This is a genomic window from Rhizobium rhizogenes NBRC 13257 (assembly GCF_000696095.1).
Classification (GTDB): domain Bacteria; phylum Pseudomonadota; class Alphaproteobacteria; order Rhizobiales; family Rhizobiaceae; genus Rhizobium; species Rhizobium rhizogenes.
In genome coordinates, this window is the sequence record NZ_BAYX01000004.1 from 103,813 (window position 1) to 121,453 (window position 17,641).

A 17,641-nucleotide genomic window follows, 5' to 3' on the forward strand; every position below is an offset into this window, starting at 1 on the left:
CCCGCTCTTGTAAAACCAGGAACTAGACGAGGGACGAACCCTCGCCTAATCCCCAGCTTCTGCGTTCTCGCCCATCAGGGGCGAGACAGGCCCCACCTGCGTCAGCAGCCTTCTTACAACGTTGTCCCATCCGGTCCGAACAAATGACAGCGCTCGGGATCGATGCGGATATTCACCGTTTCGCCGGCGCGGATCGCCTGTTGGTCTTCCAGCGCGATGGTCAGTGACTGGCCTCCGTGCAGGGTGGCATAGAGGATCGTCTGGCCGCCGAGATGCTCGACCAGATCGACATGGGCGCTGCCAAGCGCCAGGCCGCGATCGCCGACGTTCAGGTGTTCCGGCCGCGCGCCGAGCGTGACGGTGTCTCCGGGCTGGATGCCGCCCAGCCGGCGCGGCAAGCGGATGGTCTGGCCGTTGAGATCGATGACGGCGGAGCCATCGTCCGAGGCGACGATCTTTGCTCCGAGGAAGTTCATTTTCGGCGAACCGATGAAGCCGGCGACGAACTTGTTCTTCGGCTTGTTGTAGAGATCGAGCGGCGCGCCGACCTGCTCGATTTTGCCGCCGTTCAGCACGACGATCTTGTCGGCCATGGTCATGGCCTCGGTCTGGTCGTGGGTGACGTAGATCATCGTGTTGCCGAGCCGCTGGTGCAAGCGGGCGATTTCGACGCGCATCTGCACGCGCAACTCGGCGTCAAGGTTGGAGAGCGGTTCGTCGAAGAGGAAGATATTGGGCTCGCGCACGATGGCGCGGCCGATGGCCACGCGCTGGCGCTGGCCGCCGGAAAGCTGCTTCGGCTTGCGTTGCAGGAGCTGCGTGATCTGTAGAACCTCGGCCGCCTTTTCGACGCGCGGATGGATCTCCTGCTTCTTCATGCCGGCGGTTTCCAGGCCGAAGGCGAGGTTCTTGTAGACCGACATATGCGGGTAAAGCGCATAGGACTGGAACACCATGGCGATGCCGCGCTTGGAGGCGGGAACATCGTTCATGCGGGTGCCGTCGAGATAGAGCGCGCCGCCGGAAATCGGCTCCAGCCCGGCGATCATGCGCAGCAGCGTGGACTTGCCGCAGCCGGACGGGCCGACGAAGACGGTGAATTCCCCCGGTTCGATCTCGAGGTCAATGCCGTGGACGACCTGAAGCTCGCCATAGCGCTTGATGATCTTTTGCAGCGAGACGCTGGTCGCCATGGGCGCATCCTCCTTGTTCCTGATCGCTCGCGGGGCAACGTTCATGCCGGCCTCCAGCTCTTGTATTTCGTGCTTTCCGGGCCGACCGGAAAGCGGACTTCGGTACGCGTTTCCGACGATTCGTAAAAGGCGGTGACCAGTTCCAGCGCCTGACGGGCGTCGACGGTGGTCACCGGCAGCGGGCCGCCGGACACCAGTGCCTCATGGAACAGCTTCATCTGTGTGTTGAAGCGGATCGGCACAGGCTGCCAGTCTGCGAGCAAAGCGTCGATCTTCTCCGCAATCTCGTCATTGGCGGGCACGATTTTCCATGGGTCCTGGCCGGGGCTATAAGGTTCGTGGTTGCTCTCGATCATCACGTTTTCGAAGCAGAGGCGCAGGCGGCTGATCTGCTCCTGCGAGCCGAGCGTGGCGCTGATCGTCGCAAGCGCGCCGTTCTCCATCAGCAGGCTGGCGCTGGCGCAATCTTCCACTTCGATATCGTTGACGCGGGTGGCAACGCGGCCGAAGAGGCCGGCGATCGGTCCCATCAGATAGGTCAGCATGTCGTGCAGGTGGATCGAATGCGTCATCAGCACGCCGCCGAGTTCCGTCGCCCATTTGCCGCGCCAGGGGACCGCATAATAGTCGGCGCCGCGTACCCAATGGGTTTCTGAGGTCGCGACATAGGCTTTGCCTGCAATACCGGCCTCAATGATGCGCTTGGCCTTCTGGATGCCGTCGCCATAACGATACTGGAAGATCGGCATCAGCCGGCCCTTTGCCGTCTTCTCCGCGGCGATCACGGCGTCGATATCCGCGAGCGAGCCGACCAGCGGCTTTTCGCAGACGACGCTCTTGCCGGCGGCGAGCGCCTGCTGGATCATTTCGAAATGCGAGCCGGGCGGCGTGCAGATATCGATGATGTCGATATCCGGCATGTTCAGCACCTCGACGAAATCCTTGAGGCGTCTGGCGATGCCGAATTCGTCACCGACAGCGTTCAGGCGTTCCTCGTTGAGATCGCAAAGCACGGCGACCTCGAAGCGATCGGAATGCGGCAGATAGCCCTCGACAATGTGGGAGCGGCCGATGCCGAGACCGATGACCGCGACTTTCTTGATGTCGGACATGTCCAATTACCTCTGCAAGCTGTTGAGCGATGTCGCTTCGGCCAGAGCCTGGGCCTTCAACGCCAGCTCCATGGCCTTGAAGCAATGTTCCTGCCCCATCGCGGTTTCGGTGCGGTCGCGGATATCGGCGGCCAGTTGCCGGCCAAAGGGCAGGTCGACCTGGCTGCAATCGATATGCTGCATGCCTTTGCGGTCGGTGAGGAAGAGATGGTCCGTGCCGGGGCGGCCGGCGACGTCGATATATTTTCTGAGCTCGATCGTGCCTTCGGTGCCGACAATGAACAGGCGGCCGTCGCCCCAGGTGGAGAGGCCGTCGGGCGTGAACCAGTCAACGCGGACATAGCCGGTGACGTCGGGCGTTCTCACATGGAAATCGCCATAGTCCTGCAGCCCTGGTGTCTCGGGATTGGCGCGGTTCGAGACGGTGGCCGACAGGATCTCGGCTTCGAGCGAACCGGCGAAGAACAGGAACTGCTCGCATTGATGCGAGGCGATGTCGGCGATGATGCCGCCATAGCGCTTGCGGTCGAAGAACCACTCCGGCCGGGTCGGCTTGCGCAGCCGGTGTGGGCCGAGACCGGTGGTGTGGATGACCTTGCCGATGGCACCGGCCTTGACCAGTTCGCCGGCCTTGACGGTCGACGCCGTCTCGAAATGCTCGGAATAGAGGATGGAGACGATACGCTTGGTCTCGGCCTGCACCCTGCGGACTTCAGCAAGCTGATCCAGCGTCACCATGCCCGGCTTGTCGAGCATCACGTCCTTGCCGTGGTGCATGGCCTCGATCGCGAGACCGGCACGCTCGCTGGAAATCGCGGCGCTGACGATCAGCGCGATGGAGCGATCTTCGAGGATCTCTTTCTTGTCGGCAACGCGCTTTGCCTGCGGAAAGCGCTCCGCGAAGACGGCCGCAAGGTCGTCCTCGATGGCGTGGAAGGCGACCAGTTCCGCGCCTGCCCGGAGCATGACGTTGACCTGACCGTAGATGTGATCGTGGTTGATACCGATGGCGGCGAAGCGCAGGGCGCTCATGCGATATTCCTTTCAGTGGATTTTGCGATGCGATCCCAATTGCTCTCAGGCTTTTGGGATTGCGTTTTCGTTTTCAGCGTTTGAGACCGGCCGTGGCGATGCCGTCGATCAGCAGCCTCTGGAAGAACAGGAAGATCAGGAAGACGGGGATCAGCGAGAGGCTCGACATGGCGAACAGGCTGCTCCAGTCGGAGCTTCCGGTCGAGTCCACGAAGGAGCGCAGGCCGAGCTGAACCGTGTAGGTGTTGATATCGGAGAGATAGATCAGCGGACCGAAGAAGTCGTCCCAGGTCCAGATGAAGGAGAAGATGGCAGCGGTGGCAAGGACCGGCAGCGACAGCGGCAGCATGATGCGCCAGTAGATGCGCCAGGGGCTGCAGCCGTCCATCATTGCCGCTTCGTCCAGCTCGCGCGGGATGCCGCGGAAGAACTGCACCATTAGGAAGATGAAGAAGGCATCGACCGCAAGGAATTTCGGCACGACCAGTGGCAGCATGGTCTTCACCCAGCCGAGCTTCAGGAAGAGGATATATTGCGGGATCAGCGTCACGTGATAGGGCAGCATCAGCGTGCCGAGCATCAGCGCGAACCAGAAATTCTTGCCCCAGAAGTTCAGCCGAGCGAAGGCATAGGCCGCCAGCGAGCAGGAGATGACGTTGCCGATGACCGAGAGCACGGCGATGACGACGGAGTTCCAGACGAAGGAGCCGAAGTTCACCTGCCCGCCGAACCAGCCGCGCGGAAACGAGCTGAAGTCGAAATGCGACGGGATTAGCGATGCCGTGCCGAAGATCTCGTTCTGGTCCTTGATCGAACCGGAGAGCATCCACAGCAGCGGATAAAGCATCACGATCGACGCGCCGATCAGCGCGATGTGGATGAGGATGGAGAAGAACCAGGGACGCTCGCGCGGCGGGCTCAGGTCTTCGGGAAAGTGGGTGAGCTTCGCGTCAGTCATCGTAGTGGACCCAATAACGAGCGGAGAGGAAGGAGAAGGCGGTGAAGATCGCGATGATGATCACCAGGATCCAGGCGAGCGCCGAGGCATAGCCCATGCGGAAATAGCCGAAGGCTTCCTGGTAGAGGTAGAGGGTGTAGAACAGCGTCGAGTCGATCGGCCCGCCGGTGCCTGAAGAGATGACATAGGCCGGCGTGAAGGCCTTGAAGGCGTCGATGGTCTGCACGACGGCGTTGAAGAAGATCACCGGTGTCAAAAGCGGCAGGGTGATCTTGAAGAAGATCCGCACCTTGGACGCGCCGTCGAGGCTGGCGGCCTCATAGAGATCGGTGGGGATCTGCCTAAGACCGGCCAGGAAGATGATCATCGGCGAGCCGAACTGCCAGACGGCGAGGATCACGAGCGTATAGAGCGAATAGTCCGGATTGGAGATCCAGCTCGGGCCGTTGATGCCGAACAAGTACCAGAGCAGCGTGTTGACGACGCCGTCGGCATCGAAAATCTGCCGCCAGAGCACGGCGATGGCGACGCTGGAGCCGAGTAGCGACGGCAGGTAGAAGATGGCGCGATAGACCGGCAGGCCGCGAATGCCGCGGTTGAGCAACAGCGCCACCAGCAGCGCGAAGGTCAGCTTCAGCGGCACGGAACAGACCACGTAGAACAGCGTCACCTTCATCGACGAGATGAACTTGTCGTCGGCGGTGGCGATACGCACGTAATTGTCCAGCCCGACCCAATCCGGCGCCTGCAGCAGGTTATAGTCGGTCAAGGACAGATAGAGCGAGGCGATCGCCGGCCCCAGCGTCAGGCCGAAGAAGCCGATCAGCCAGGGCAGGAGAAAGAGGTAGCCCGGTGCATTGCGCGAGAATGCGCTCGGCGCCTTGTAAATGGTCTCTGTGCGCGCTCGCGCGTTCGCGCCGATGGCCAGGCCACCGGCAACGCTGTTGCTGTTTGTACCCACGGTATCAGCCTCGCGTTATGTTTGCTGCTGCCTGTTCGACGAATTTCGTTGCGCCGTCCTGCGCGCTGCTTTTGCCGAAGGCGACTTCCTCGGCGATCTTCTTCAAGAGGAACGCATTTTCGCCGGCGCCGTTCGGCGGAGACGGCGGCAATGCTCCGACATGCGGTGTCAGGCGGCCGATATAGTCGACGACCTGCTTGCTCGTCGCATCGAGGTCCTGTGTCAGAAGATCGCGGATCTTCGGCGAGGCGGGAACGCCGCGCTCGACGCCGAGTGTCTTGGCACCGTCTGGACTTTCGACCAGATAATTGATGAAGGCGACGGCGGCGTCCTTGTTGGCAGAACTCGCCGAAACCGACATCAGCATCGACGGCTTCAGATATTGGCCGGGCTTGCTATCCGGATTGCTGGGATAAGCGATCAGATCCAGCTTTTCCTTGACGAGGCCCTGGATGGCGACGAACTGATTGGAGTGGGCGTAGCTGACAGCCGACTTCTTGGTCACGAGCGTGTCGGTTTCAATGGTCTGCTGGTCGAGCGCCTGTACATCGGCCGGCACGCAGGCGCCGCTTTTGCGCAATTCGGCCCAGAAAGCGAACCAATCGGCGGCGTCCTTGGCCTCGAAGCCGAGCTTGCCGTCATTGGTGTAGAGCGCCTTGCCGTGCTGGCGCAGCCAGCATTCGAGGGCGGGTTCGCCGCCGCTTTCATCGCCGGTGCCGTAGACGCCGCGGCGCTTCTTGGCGGCCGTGAATTTGGCGCAGGCGTCACCGAGCTGCTCCCAGGTGAGGCCGTCATGCGGTTGCTCGACGCCGGTTTCCTGCCAGGCGGCGGCGTTGACGACGACCATGGAGGAATTGACCCCGAGATTGACGCCATAGATCTTGCCGTCGACTTTGCCGGAATCGATGTTCGGGGCGCCGAAATCCTCGATCGTAAGGCTCTTGCCGAGATAGGGCGTCATGTCGAGCAGCGTGCCGCGGCGCGCATATTCGAAGATGTAGCGATAGTCCATCTGGATGAGGTCGGGCGCATTGCCGCCGGCGGTCTGCGTGGCGAGACGCGTCCAATAGCTGTCCCAGCCGAAGGTTTCGCCGGCGATGGAAACATCCGGATTCTTGGCCTGATAGGCTTTCACGGCTGCGAATGTGCGGTCGGCGCGTTCCTTGGACCCCCACCAAAGAAGCCGCATCGCGGTTGCCGCATTGGCGCGGCCAAGTCCGATACTGCCGAAAGCAAGCGTTGCTGCCATGCTGGCAAGCAATTGCCGGCGGTCGATCGTTAAAGTCATCCTGGTCTCCTCCCCAGTTAACCGATGATCTACGAACTGCTTTGCAAGATATAACTATTTGGTTACAAGTTGGATAGAAACACGACCGCTGTCAAGCGCCAATCGTATCACACTCAAAACGGCGTGCGCTGAAGCTTGAGGCGTCCGACGTGAGAGAGATGGATCGGGGAGGAGAAATGCCAATGGCGACAAAGGCGAGGCAAGGACCTGAAAAATCCTCAAAGACCGGTGCGGATGGCGATGTGATCGCCAAGCCGACGAAGGTGCCACGCAATCCGCAGCGCACCCATGCCACGATCCTGGATGCGGCGACGGCGGAATTCGCCGCGCATGGTTTCGGCGGCGCCAGGGTGGATGCGATCGCGGCACGGGCGCAGACCAACAAGCGCATGCTCTACCATTATTTCGGCGACAAGGAGGGGCTTTATGTCGCCGTGCTGGAGGCGACCTATGCGGAAATCCGCAGCGCCGAGAAACATCTGGATCTCGCAAACCGCAATCCCGAGGAGGGAATGCGGGAGCTGGCGCTGTTCACCTGGCATCATTTTCTCGAGCATCCGGAGTTCCTGAGCCTGCTCGTCACCGAGAACCTGCATGAGGCGCGTTACCTCAAACGTTCCGACAAGATCCTGGCGATGCATTCGCATTTCATCGCCGAGTTGGCCGGGGTGCTGCGACGTGGTGAAGCAGCTGGCATCTTCAGGCCCGCTGTCGATCCGGTATCCGTCTACCTGACCGTCGCGGCACTCGGTTTCTTCTATCTGTCCAACCGCCATACGCTATCGACGATTTTTGCCCGCAAGCTGACGGCGCCTGATGCGCTGAAGGCCTGGGGCGAGCATATCGTCTCGGTGACGCTCGCCTCGATCAAGGCCTAGAGAAATTTTCGAAAGGCGATTGACAAGCCCGGACGGATCGCGCCATCGTGTAACTATATAGTTACATTGGCTGCGCGGCCAAACCTTTGCTTTTCCTGACTCGGGAGGGAGTCGGATCAAACGATCGGGAGGGATCATGAAACGCATCGGGATCATCATGCACGGCGTCACGGGACGCATGGGGCTGAACCAGCATCTCATTCGCTCGATCGTGGCGTTGCGCGCCGAGGGCGGCGTGCTGCTGTCGAACGGCGAACGCGTCATGCCCGATCCGGTCCTTGTCGGCCGCAATGCGGCGCGATTGGAGGAGCTGGCCCGCAAATATGGCATCGAGCGCTGGACCACAGATCTCGACGGCGCGCTCGCCGATCCTGACGATGCGATCTTCTTCGATGCTGCAACGACGCAGATGCGCGCCGAACTGGTCTCCAAGGCTCTAGACGCCGGCAAGCATATCTATTGCGAAAAGCCGATTTCGGACGATCTCGACACGGCCGTGGAGCTCGCCCGCAAGGCCAAGGCGTCCGGACTGAAAAACGGCGTAGTGCAAGACAAGCTGTTCCTGCCCGGTCTTCGCAAGATCGCCATGCTGCGCGACAGCGGTTTCTTCGGCAAGATCCTCTCCGTGCGCGGCGAGTTCGGCTATTGGGTGTTCGAGGGTGACTGGCAGACGGCGCAGCGGCCGTCGTGGAATTACCGCAAGGCGGATGGCGGCGGTATCATCCTCGATATGCTCTGCCACTGGCGCTATGTGCTCGACAATCTCTTCGGGCCGGTGAAGGCGATCAGCTGCCTCGGCGCCACCCATATCCCCGAACGTGTCGACGAGGCCGGCCGGCGCTATGTCGCCGATGCCGACGATGCGGCCTACGCCACCTTCGAGCTTGAAGGCGGCATTGTCGCCCATATCAATTCCTCCTGGGCTGTCCGCGTTCGCCGCGACGATCTCGTCACCTTCCAGGTGGACGGTACGCATGGCTCGGCGGTGGCCGGCTTGACCCGTTGCTTCACGCAGCACCGTGTCAACACGCCGAAGCCGGTGTGGAACCCGGATCAGCCGCAGACGATCGATTTCTTCGATACCTGGGACGAGGTGCCGGACAATCAGGTCTATGACAACGGCTTCAAGATCCAGTGGGAAATGTTCCTGCGCCATGTGCTCGAGGACGCGCCCTGGCGCTACACGCTGACGGAAGGCGCCAAGGGCGTGCAGCTCGCCTCTCTCGGCCTGAAAAGCTGGGCCGAGCGCCGCTGGCTGGATGTCGAGCCGCTGGAGATTTAAGCCGGCTCACCGCCACAAGAGGAATGTCCTGCTATGACCGAGCCATTGAAAATCAGACTTGTCGAGGCGGAAGCTTTCGAACGCCCCGTCAAGCTGCGGCTTCCCTTCCGCTTTGGGGCGGCGACGCTGCGGGAGGCGCGACAGATTTTTCTGCGGGTCCGCATCGAGGATGCCCACGGCCGTTCGGCAAGCGGGATGGCGGCCGAGCTGATGGTGCCGAAATGGTTCGACAAGTCGCCTGAGCTCACCAATGCCGATAATGAAAACCAGCTTCGCCGCTCGCTGGCCTTAGCGCTTGATGCCTTGCAAGGTGCGGGATTGGAGACAGCCTTCACGCTGCATGCGGCTGTCGAAGCGGCCCATCATGCGCGCGCCGCCGCCGAGAGGCTGAACGGTCTGGTCGCCTCTTTCGGCCTGGCGCTCGCCAACAGGGCGGTGCTCGACGCTCTCTGCCGGCTGGAGGGGTTGACGGTGGCGCAGGCGATCAAGGCCAACCGCCCCGGTATCGACGCCTCGACCACGCCCGATCTTGAAGGTTTTGATCTCTCAGGCTTCCTTTCGACATTGGCGCCGGCCAGGAGCCTTGCCGCCCGCCACACCGTCGGCCTCGTCGATGCCATAGAGACGCGCGATATTGCAGCGGGTGAACGCCTCAATGACGGGCTGCCGGAAAGCTTTGAAGAGGCGATCGATGCCTATGGCCTGACCTTCTTCAAGGTGAAGGTGTCGGGCGTTCTGGACGCCGATATCGATCGTCTTTGCCGCATTACCGCGGTGATCGACGCCAAGGTGCCGGCCTATTCGGTAACGCTTGATGGCAACGAGCAATTCGCGTCCGCCGAGGCGGTGGCCGATCTGTTGGCGCGTATCCGGGCCGAGCCAAAACTGGCGCGGTTCGCCTCGTCGATCCTGTTCGTCGAGCAGCCGATCGCTCGCGCCTATGCTTTCGAGAAGCCGGTAACGGCGCTTGCCGCCTTCAAGCCGGTCGAAATCGATGAATCCGATGCCGATATCGACGCTTTCATCACGGCGAGGCGGCTTGGCTATACCGGCATCTCCTCCAAATCCTGCAAGGGTTTCTATCGCTCGCTATTGAACCGGGCGCGCGTTGCCAACTGGAGCGCTGACGACGGCATTGCCTATTTCATGTCGGCGGAAGACCTGACGACGCAGGGCGGCCTTGCCGTGCAGCAGGATCTGGCGCTCGCCTCGCTGATCGGCATGACGCATATCGAGCGCAACGGTCACCACTATGTCGACGGCATGGCCGGTGCCCCCGAGGCCGAGCAGGCGGCTTTCGCGCGGGCGCATGACGATCTCTATGCCGTTCGCGACGGGCGGACGCGGCTGAGGATCGAAGGCGGCAGGATCGCCATCGGCTCGGTCATCGGCGCCATCGGTCTCGGTTCGTCCGTCGCGCCCGATTGGAGTGCGATGGAGAGGTCGTAATCACCTTCTTCCCTCGGGGGAGAAGGAGTAACCAGACTCTGGAGGAAGAACATGCCGTCGTCATCGAAGAAGCGCTATGCCCTGGTCGGAACCGGCAATCGCGGCGCTACCATGTGGGGCAAGGATCTAGTCGAGCGCTGGGGCAACGAGGTCGAGCTTGTCGCCGTCTGCGATCTCAATGCGATGCGCGCCAAGCGCGCTCTGGACTATATCGGCGCCCGGGTGCCGATCTATACCGATTTCGACGAACTGCTGCGGGTCGAAAAGCCGGATCTCGTCATTGTCTGTACGCGCGATTCCTCCCATGACGACCTGATCGTCAAGGCGATGGAGGCCGGCGCCAATGTCATCAGCGAAAAGCCGATGACGACGACGGTCGACAAGATTAAGCGCATTCTCGACGCCGAGGCGCGGACCGGCAAGCGGCTCGACATCTCCTTCAACTACCGCTTCGCGCCGACGGCAGCGAAGATCAAAGAACTGATCAATTCAGGCGTCATCGGCGATGTCACCTCCGTCGATTTTCACTGGTATCTCGATACCAGCCATGGTGCCGATTATTTCCGCCGCTGGCATGCCTTCGTCGAAAATTCCGGCAGCCTCTTCGTCCATAAGGCGACGCATCATTTCGATCTTTTGAACTGGTATCTGGATTCCGATCCCGAGACGGTCTCGGCCTTCGCCGATCTCAAGCATTACGGTCGCAAGGGTCCCTTCCGCGGCGAGCGCTGTCGTAGCTGTCGGTACAAGGACGAGTGCGACTACTATCTCGATATCAGCGCGACACCGCTGCTCGAAAGTCTCTATGAGGATCCGTCGACGGTCGATGGCTATGTCCGTGACGCCTGCGTTTTCCGCGAGGATATCGATATCCCCGACACGATGGTTTCCTCGATCCGCTACCGCAACGGCGTCAACGTCTCCTACTCGCTGAACACCTACATGCCGATCGAAGGCCACCACATCGCCTTCAACGGTCACAAGGGCCGTATCGAGATGCGGCAATATGAGAAGCAGAAATGGACAACGCCACCGGCGGACGAAATCGTCGTCATGAAGAATTTCGGCGATGTCGAGCGCATCTGGGTGCCGCATTCCTCCGGCGGCCACTATGGCGGCGACGACCGGCTGCGCAACATGCTGCTGCGCTCGGGGCCGAACGATGAACTCAGACAACGCGCCGGTTCACGCGCGGGCGCAATGTCGGTTCTCTGTGGCATCGCGGCGCTGGAAAGCAGTCGCACCGGCCAGCAGGTTTCGATCGCCGATATCTGGGGCGAGGATGGTGGTTTGAACCTGCTGGAGGCGCGGCTGTAGAGGCCCGCGCCGTCCTTAGCTGCAGCCCGGCAATTGTTGCGCGTAAAGAGCGGTCATGCCGTTGAAGCGTTTGGCACCGGCCAATGCGGTTGCATTGCCGCGCCATGACCCCTGCAGATAACCCTTCGTGCCGGAATAATAGGCGAGATAGAGATCGTAGGAATCGTTGAGCGCGATGCCGGTCTCGAGGTGCGTCCGGTAGTGATACCAGCCGACGAAATCGATCGCGTCGGAAAAGCTGGTGCGGCTTGCGCCCCAGTTGCCTGTCTCACGCTTGTACTTTTCCCAGGTGCCGTCCAGCGCCTGCGAGAAGCCATAGGCGCTCGATGGGCGCTTCCAGGGAATGAAGCCGAGCAAATATCGTCTGGGTGGACGGGCACGCGGCTGGAAGCCGGATTCGGTGTAGATCGTCGCCATCAGGATCGGCACGGGAACGCCGTATTTGCGCTCGGTGCGCTCGGCCGCCCGCTGCCAGTTGTTGAACCAGCCGTCGCGCTGATCGAAGATCGCGCAAACATTGCGGGTACGGGTGGGCGCGGTGGCGCAGCTCGCCAGCACGCCGAGCAGCAAGATAGCCAGAATGGAAAGAACGCGAGTACGCATGACTAGAACCTCTTCGCTAAAGAGATTGCTAGCCGGGAATGATTAAAAACGGGTTTTCCACCTGTGCCGAAATGGGGCGTCTTCAGGGTGTTTTCGTGAAATTGCTGCGTTGCGTCATGCCATGCGCGCCAGATCCTGGCGGCGGATTTCATAGAGCAATGGTTTGCCCTCGATGAAGCGGATGGCCTCGTCCACCGCCATCTCGCCGAGGCGGGTGCGCTCCAGACCGACGGCGCCGGCAATATGCGGCGTCAGGAAGACATTCGGCAGGTCGTAGAAGGTCGAACTTGCCTCCGGGATTTCAGGATCGGTGACGTCGATGATCGCGTCGATGCGGCCTGTTTCCAGGGTGGCGAGTAGGGCGGCTTCATCGACCAGCGCGCCGCGCGCCGTGTTGATGAAGGTCGCGCCGGGTTTCATTAGGGACAAACGGTGCGCGTCTATCATATGCCGCGTCGCGGGCAGTGACGGCGCGTGCAGCGAGACGATATCGGCCGTGGCCATCAGGGCATCGAGTTCGGTCTTCTCGACGCCGAGACGCGCCGCTTCCGTCTTGTCGACCATCGGATCGTAGAGCAGGATTCGGTAGTCAAAGGGTGCGAGTAGTTCGATCACCCGCCGGCCGATGCGCGATGCGCCGATGATGCCGACCGTGCGGCCGTAATTGCCGATGGCTTCGGCCTGGATCGGCTGCGTGCGGTGGCGGTTACGGTCGGCGACATAGAGGTCGCGAAAGCGGAAGACCTGCTTGCCGGCAAAGATAATCGCCGCAAGGGTGAATTCGGCAACCGGCAGGGCATTGGCCTGCGCCGCATGGCTAACCACGATATTCCTGTCGAACAGACCGTCCTCGATCAGGCCCTTCACGGTGCCAGCCGCATGTGCCACCAGCTTCAAATGCGGTGCCTGCGCCAGTGCGGCTTCATTGATGGGCGGCGAGCCCCAGCCGGTGATCAGGATCTCTGTCTCGTCGAGCAGCTTGCGCGCTCTTTCATCGTCGAAGCGCACCATTGGCGCGGCGTCGAGGACGCGCCCGATCGTATCGAGACGCTGGATCAGAGCTGATGGTATCACATGCTGGGTGCGCGACGGCTGCATGGCGAAAGCAATGGTCGGGCGGGAGGCGGATGATGTCATGGCCGGCGTTCCGGCGCTTCGATGGCGCTGACGGTGACGCCTTTCTCGGCGATCAGGGCGTGCAGGGCGTCGATGTCGGGTTTCGCGGGCGGCTTCGTCCAGGCGCCGGAAACAGCCGAGGGATCGTGCTCGGCGAGGACGGCGGAGACGAGAATGGTTTCGCCCGCCGGGATCGTGCCGCGCAACTGCGGCACGAGCGTCTTTGAGGCGATCAGGTTGGTGTTCGGCGGCGCCTTCTGCGCCACGCCGTCGCGAGCGATTGTCGAGCCGAGATCGACAATACCGCTGAAATCCTCTTCGCCGATGGCATAGGCAGCACCTTTGCCAGCTGAGAGCGTGTCGGCCTCGAAATCGCGCCTAGCGATGGCAAAGCTGCCTTCGGCGGTTTGCAGCGGTCGAGGGGTGACGATCTTGTGCAGGCGAATATGCCAGGGGGCGGCGGGGATCAGCCAGGTCTCGACGGTGACGTCGGGCAAGGGCGACCATTTGGCATAAAGCGTATCGCCGGCGAGCTTCGCCTCCTGATTGGTCTCGCGGACGCGGTAGTGCAGGCCGTCATCGCTGAAGGCGAGCATTGAGTCGAAGACAGCGCCGGTAAAGGCACGCTCGTCGCTTTCGATGCTGAAGCCATAGCGGGCGGAATAGGCGAACTTGGCGTATTTCTCCGCCCCGAAGCGCATCTGCTGGTTTTCCTGGCCGGAGGATAGCGCCACGACATCGGCGTTGCTTCGCATCATCACCATGCCGGGATGTTTGAGCGGGACGATCGATGGTTCGGCGGCCTGCGGCTTTTCCTCTGCCGTCCAGAAGGGATGCGTCTCGGGGAGGGCCAGCGGCAGGAAGGCCTTGAAGGCCCAATAGGGCGAGCCGGCGGAATTATAGTTTTCCGACATCAGCAGGTTAGGATAGGCATAGCCGATCGGCAGCGTGCCGTCGCGGTTGGCGATCGGCTTGTCGGCCCACCAGCGCAGGTGCCGGAGGCAAAGCCCCTTGATCTCGCCCCAGGGCAACGCCTCGACATCGGCAAAGGCCAGCGCCGACCAGAAGCCGGCGCAGGCGAAACGGTAGGTCAGGCTGCGGCCGAAGGGGATGGTGGCGCCATCAGGGGCAAACCAGTGGCGGAAATCCTTGGCAAACAGCACGGCGCGCTCGCGGTAGCGCTCGGCGCGGTCGTCATTGACGAGCTTGGAATAGATCAGCCCGTAGAAATGCATGGCAAAGGGAACGTAGTGGTCGATGCGCCGGATATTGCCGTCGCGATACCAGCCGTCGGCAATGTAGAAGCCGTCCAGTTCCCTCAGATAATCCTCCGTCAGGCTGCGGTCGAAGGTGGCGCCGAGCCGATCCAGCGCGATGTCCACCAGTACGCGGAAGAAGCGCCAGTTGTTGTCGGCATAGTCGAAGGTGCGGGCATGCTTGAGATAGGCGATGAGATTGTTGCGGGCGCGAGCATCCAGCGGCTCCCAGATCTTCTCCGGCACCAGAGCCAACGCGAAGCCCAGAGCGGCAAGCTCGACCATGCGCTGGTCGCGGCCGTTGACACCGCCCCAATATTCCGGGTGAGCCGGGTCGACGCCATTGGCCAACCCCTCGGCAAAACGGTCCCAATGGGCGAAATCTCCACCGCCGGCGCCGAGCGGCGCGAGGCCCCAGAGCGGACGGGCAAAACCTTCGAGATCGGCGGCGGCACGGTCGAAATGCGCGCCGGCGGCGTCGATGCGGACGCGGGCATTGCCCTTGGAAAAGTACGGCAGCAGCGGATCGAACAGGTCGGTTAGCGCGCAACGCATGTCGGAGCGGTTTTTGAGCGGATTGCCGGCAAGCGGATTGGTACTGACGGGATCGTAGATCATAGGTCTGGCTCTTGCTTGGTCGCCTCCGCAGGAGACGCGCTTCAGGTTTCGGACGGAAGGGTGCCGCCGGGGATCGGTATGACGGCATGACAAACGTGGCGCGCGGGCGCGTCGCGATCGCGGAAACGGGCGATCATCAGGTTGACGGCCTCGCGCCCCAGGGCGGCGCGGTCGACGCGCATGGTGGCGAGGCGCGGATTGGTCATCAGCGCGCAGGGCAGATCGTCGAAGCCGACGATGGCGAAGTCGTCGGGCACGCGCAGACCAGCTTCGGTAACGGCATCGAGCACGCCGACGGCGATGAAATCGTTCATGCAGAAGGCGGCGGTGAAGCTGCGATCCTCGGCAAGGATGGCGGCGGTGGTATCATGGGCCTCCTGGCTGGAGCTGCCGCGGAAGGTCATCGGCACGATCCGGCCTTCGGCACCTTCCACCGAGGCAATCGCCGCTTCGAAGCCCCGGACGCGTTCGCGGATCGTCTGGCGGTGAGAGCCGGTGAAATGCAGGATACGGCGATGGCCGGCATCGAGCAGCCGGCGGGTTGCGGCGTAAGCGCCGAAGAAGTTCGAGGGCGAAACGCCATCGAAGCGCAGCTTCGGGTCGGTCCCGTTGACGAGCACGGTCGGCGTGCCGCTTTCCTCCAGCCAGGGGCGCAGGTCGTCGGGCGGGTCGATGCCGACGAGGAACAGTCCCTCGGCGCCGGCCGCCTGAAGCTGCTCCTGGATATGCTCCGGCGAGGTCCTTGCCTCCCGGACGAGGCGGATGTCGAAGGGCATGCCGCGCTCGGCGGCGCCAGCGCGTAAGCCCTCGAGAATGCCTTCGTAAAAGACGCTGAGGCCACCCGTGGCGCTGTCGCTGGCGATCAGCGCCAGCCCTCCCGGCATGCTATCGACGGCCGCCTTCAGGGGGTAGCCGAGGTCGGTCGCCACCTTGAAAATCTGCTGGCGGATCGTGTCGCTGATGCCAGGCTCGTTGGTGAGCACCCGCGACACGGTGGAGACGGAGACGCCGGCCCTGCTGGCAATATCGGCTTGTGTGATGCGTTTGGATCGAAGCTCGTTCATAACGCAACAATCATGCAAATCGTGCAAATTTGCAAGAAAAAGATTGTTTATTGCGTTTCGCAATGAAGTTGCATATCCTCCCGCGGAATTATCCGCAGTAGGCGTCGGGGAGATCGTCGCGGATAGCAACGCGAGAGAAGGAGGAATCTCATGCGCGTGAATCGTCGTTCATTCATGATCGGAACTGCCGGTGCCGCGGCCGGTCTCGCTTTCGGTGGAGGGGCCATGCCCGCCTTTGCCGACGCGACGCAATTGCGGGCGATGTGGTGGGGCTCGCCCGATCGCGGCAAGCGCACAATCGGTGTCGCCGAGCTGTTCCATGCCAAGAACCCGGATATTTCCGTCGTCGGCGAAAGCATCAGCGGCGACGGCTACTGGGCAAAGCTCGCGACCGGCATGGCCAGCCAGAACATAGCGGATGTCTTCCAGCTCGAGCCGAGCACGATTTCGGATTATTCCAAGCGCGGCGCCTGCATGCCGCTCGACCAATTCGTGCCCTCGACGCTGAATGTCGACAGCTTCGGCAAGGATGTGCTGAAGCTGACTACCGTCGACAACAAACTCTATGGCGTCGGCCTCGGGCTGAACTCCTTCGCGATGTTCTACGACGAGGAGATGTTCAAGAAGACCGGCCTCACGCCGCCCGGCCCGACCACGACATGGGCGGAATATGCCGATCTTGCCGTGGAAATGACCAAGGCGGCCGGCAAGCGCGGCTATTGGGGCGGCCCCTATGGAGCGCGCTACAATTACGTCCTCGATGTCTGGCTACGCCAGCGCGGCAAGAGCCTCTTTACGGAAGAGGGCGGGCTCGGCTTCGGCGTCGACGATGCCAAGGAATGGTACAGCTACTGGGAAGATCTGCGCAAGCGCGGCGGCACGGTCTCCGCCGATGTCCAGACGCTCGACCAGAACGTCATCGAGAGCAACTGCCTGGCGCTCGGCAAATCCGCCATCGGCATGGCCTATTCCAACCAGCTCGTCGGCTATCAGCTCGTGGTCAAGAGCAAGCTCGCCGTCACGATGCTGCCGCGCGAAAAGAAGGACGGCCCTTCCGGCCATTACTATCGCCCGGCCCTGATTTGGAGTGTGGGCGCCACCAGCAAGAACGGCGAAGCGGCGGCGAAATTCATCAACTTCTTCGTCAACGATCCCGATGCCGGCAAGATCCTCGGCGTCGAGCGCGGCGTGCCGATGTCGCCCGCCGTACGCGCTTCCATCTTGCCGACACTTAATCCGGTGGAGCAGCAGACGGTGCAATATATCGAGCTGCTGAAGGATCAGGTCGGCACCTATCCAGTGCCGGCGCCGCTCGGCTCCGGAGAGTTCGACCAGAACGTCGCGCGCCCGGTCGCCGATCAGCTCGCCTTCGGCAAGATCACGGTCGCGGAAGCGGCGCAGAAGCTGGTGGAGGAAGGTGCGACCAAGCTGAAGCGGAAGAGTTGATTGATCGCTGGCTATCAGGGGTGACGGTCAGGTGAGTTACGGCAAGCGCGGACTCACCTGACAAGCCT

At 62.0% G+C, this 17,641-nt stretch carries 15 protein-coding genes; 5 read left to right on the top strand and 10 right to left on the bottom strand.

The window, feature by feature from the left end:
• Positions 1-113 precede the first annotated feature (113 nt).
• The 6 genes from RRH01S_RS09965 to RRH01S_RS09990 form a co-directional block, all read right to left on the bottom strand.
• Positions 114-1,193 carry an ABC transporter ATP-binding protein gene (locus RRH01S_RS09965; RefSeq protein ID WP_012652838.1) on the bottom strand — a complete coding sequence of 360 codons (1,080 nt, stop codon included), beginning with the start codon at positions 1,191-1,193 and terminating at the stop codon, positions 114-116.
• Between the two features lie 41 nt (positions 1,194-1,234).
• Complete coding sequence (locus tag RRH01S_RS09970; protein WP_034522144.1) at positions 1,235-2,305, bottom strand: Gfo/Idh/MocA family protein; 1,071 nt, start codon at positions 2,303-2,305, stop codon at positions 1,235-1,237.
• Between the two features lie 6 nt (positions 2,306-2,311).
• Positions 2,312-3,337 (bottom strand): Gfo/Idh/MocA family protein, encoded by a 1,026-nt coding sequence (locus tag RRH01S_RS09975; protein ID WP_042471401.1) that lies wholly within the window; start codon positions 3,335-3,337, stop codon positions 2,312-2,314.
• 73 nt (positions 3,338-3,410) lie between these two features.
• Positions 3,411-4,295, bottom strand: coding sequence for a carbohydrate ABC transporter permease (locus tag RRH01S_RS09980; RefSeq protein WP_007692235.1), 885 nt, complete (start codon positions 4,293-4,295; stop codon positions 3,411-3,413).
• Positions 4,288-5,223 carry a carbohydrate ABC transporter permease gene (locus tag RRH01S_RS09985; RefSeq protein ID WP_085946446.1) on the bottom strand — a complete coding sequence of 312 codons (936 nt, stop codon included), beginning with the start codon at positions 5,221-5,223 and terminating at the stop codon, positions 4,288-4,290. The genes RRH01S_RS09980 and RRH01S_RS09985 overlap by 8 nt, the downstream gene beginning before the upstream one ends.
• Before the next feature lie 37 nt (positions 5,224-5,260).
• Positions 5,261-6,544, bottom strand: a complete 1,284-nt coding sequence (locus tag RRH01S_RS09990; protein ID WP_042471404.1) for an ABC transporter substrate-binding protein — start codon at positions 6,542-6,544, stop codon at positions 5,261-5,263.
• Between the two features lie 182 nt (positions 6,545-6,726).
• Here RRH01S_RS09990 and RRH01S_RS09995 point away from each other — a divergent pair, with 182 nt between their 5' ends.
• From RRH01S_RS09995 to RRH01S_RS10010, 4 genes are all read left to right on the top strand, one after another.
• Positions 6,727-7,422, top strand: a complete 696-nt coding sequence (locus tag RRH01S_RS09995; protein WP_007692230.1) for a TetR/AcrR family transcriptional regulator — start codon at positions 6,727-6,729, stop codon at positions 7,420-7,422.
• 136 nt (positions 7,423-7,558) lie between these two features.
• On the top strand, positions 7,559-8,704 hold the full coding sequence (locus RRH01S_RS10000; protein WP_007692229.1) for a Gfo/Idh/MocA family protein: 1,146 nt from the start codon (positions 7,559-7,561) through the stop codon (positions 8,702-8,704).
• A gap of 33 nt (positions 8,705-8,737) precedes the next feature.
• Positions 8,738-10,153, top strand: a complete 1,416-nt coding sequence (locus RRH01S_RS10005; RefSeq protein WP_042471407.1) for a mandelate racemase — start codon at positions 8,738-8,740, stop codon at positions 10,151-10,153.
• A 51-nt stretch (positions 10,154-10,204) separates the two neighbouring features.
• Positions 10,205-11,470: a Gfo/Idh/MocA family protein gene (locus RRH01S_RS10010; protein ID WP_034521967.1), complete on the top strand. Its 1,266-nt coding sequence runs from the start codon at positions 10,205-10,207 to the stop codon at positions 11,468-11,470.
• A gap of 15 nt (positions 11,471-11,485) precedes the next feature.
• Here RRH01S_RS10010 and RRH01S_RS10015 read toward each other — a convergent pair whose 3' ends face one another.
• The 4 genes from RRH01S_RS10015 to RRH01S_RS10030 all read right to left on the bottom strand — a co-directional run bounded on the left by RRH01S_RS10015 (position 11,486) and on the right by RRH01S_RS10030 (position 16,127).
• Entirely contained in the window at positions 11,486-12,073 is a 588-nt protein-coding gene (locus tag RRH01S_RS10015) for a transglycosylase SLT domain-containing protein (protein WP_034521964.1), read from the bottom strand.
• Positions 12,074-12,187: 114 nt separating this feature from the next.
• Positions 12,188-13,210, bottom strand: coding sequence for a hydroxyacid dehydrogenase (locus RRH01S_RS10020; RefSeq protein ID WP_042471410.1), 1,023 nt, complete (start codon positions 13,208-13,210; stop codon positions 12,188-12,190).
• Entirely contained in the window at positions 13,207-15,063 is a 1,857-nt protein-coding gene (locus tag RRH01S_RS10025; protein WP_042471413.1) for a DUF2264 domain-containing protein, read from the bottom strand. The genes RRH01S_RS10020 and RRH01S_RS10025 overlap by 4 nt, the downstream gene beginning before the upstream one ends.
• Positions 15,064-15,104: 41 nt before the next feature.
• Positions 15,105-16,127 (bottom strand): LacI family DNA-binding transcriptional regulator, encoded by a 1,023-nt coding sequence (locus RRH01S_RS10030; RefSeq protein ID WP_042471416.1) that lies wholly within the window; start codon positions 16,125-16,127, stop codon positions 15,105-15,107.
• Between the two features lie 150 nt (positions 16,128-16,277).
• Between RRH01S_RS10030 and RRH01S_RS10035 the strand changes: the two genes are divergently transcribed.
• Positions 16,278-17,573 carry an ABC transporter substrate-binding protein gene (locus RRH01S_RS10035; RefSeq protein WP_034521953.1) on the top strand — a complete coding sequence of 432 codons (1,296 nt, stop codon included), beginning with the start codon at positions 16,278-16,280 and terminating at the stop codon, positions 17,571-17,573.
• The last annotated feature ends 68 nt before the right edge of the window (positions 17,574-17,641 follow it).

Bases quoted from the DNA above. Each gene is read 5' to 3' on its own strand.
- RRH01S_RS09965 (WP_012652838.1), bottom strand. From the start codon at position 1,193: ATGGCGACCAGCGTCTCGCTGCAAAAGATCATCAAGCGCTATGGCGAG.
- RRH01S_RS09970 (WP_034522144.1), bottom strand. From the start codon at position 2,305: ATGTCCGACATCAAGAAAGTCGCGGTCATCGGTCTCGGCATCGGCCGC.
- RRH01S_RS09975 (WP_042471401.1), bottom strand. From the start codon at position 3,337: ATGAGCGCCCTGCGCTTCGCCGCCATCGGTATCAACCACGATCACATC.
- RRH01S_RS09980 (WP_007692235.1), bottom strand. From the start codon at position 4,295: ATGACTGACGCGAAGCTCACCCACTTTCCCGAAGACCTGAGCCCGCCG.
- RRH01S_RS09990 (WP_042471404.1), bottom strand. From the start codon at position 6,544: ATGACTTTAACGATCGACCGCCGGCAATTGCTTGCCAGCATGGCAGCA.
- RRH01S_RS09995 (WP_007692230.1), top strand. From the start codon at position 6,727: ATGGCGACAAAGGCGAGGCAAGGACCTGAAAAATCCTCAAAGACCGGT.
- RRH01S_RS10000 (WP_007692229.1), top strand. From the start codon at position 7,559: ATGAAACGCATCGGGATCATCATGCACGGCGTCACGGGACGCATGGGG.
- RRH01S_RS10005 (WP_042471407.1), top strand. From the start codon at position 8,738: ATGACCGAGCCATTGAAAATCAGACTTGTCGAGGCGGAAGCTTTCGAA.
- RRH01S_RS10010 (WP_034521967.1), top strand. From the start codon at position 10,205: ATGCCGTCGTCATCGAAGAAGCGCTATGCCCTGGTCGGAACCGGCAAT.
- RRH01S_RS10015 (WP_034521964.1), bottom strand. From the start codon at position 12,073: ATGCGTACTCGCGTTCTTTCCATTCTGGCTATCTTGCTGCTCGGCGTG.
- RRH01S_RS10020 (WP_042471410.1), bottom strand. From the start codon at position 13,210: ATGACATCATCCGCCTCCCGCCCGACCATTGCTTTCGCCATGCAGCCG.
- RRH01S_RS10025 (WP_042471413.1), bottom strand. From the start codon at position 15,063: ATGATCTACGATCCCGTCAGTACCAATCCGCTTGCCGGCAATCCGCTC.
- RRH01S_RS10030 (WP_042471416.1), bottom strand. From the start codon at position 16,127: ATGAACGAGCTTCGATCCAAACGCATCACACAAGCCGATATTGCCAGC.
- RRH01S_RS10035 (WP_034521953.1), top strand. From the start codon at position 16,278: ATGCGCGTGAATCGTCGTTCATTCATGATCGGAACTGCCGGTGCCGCG.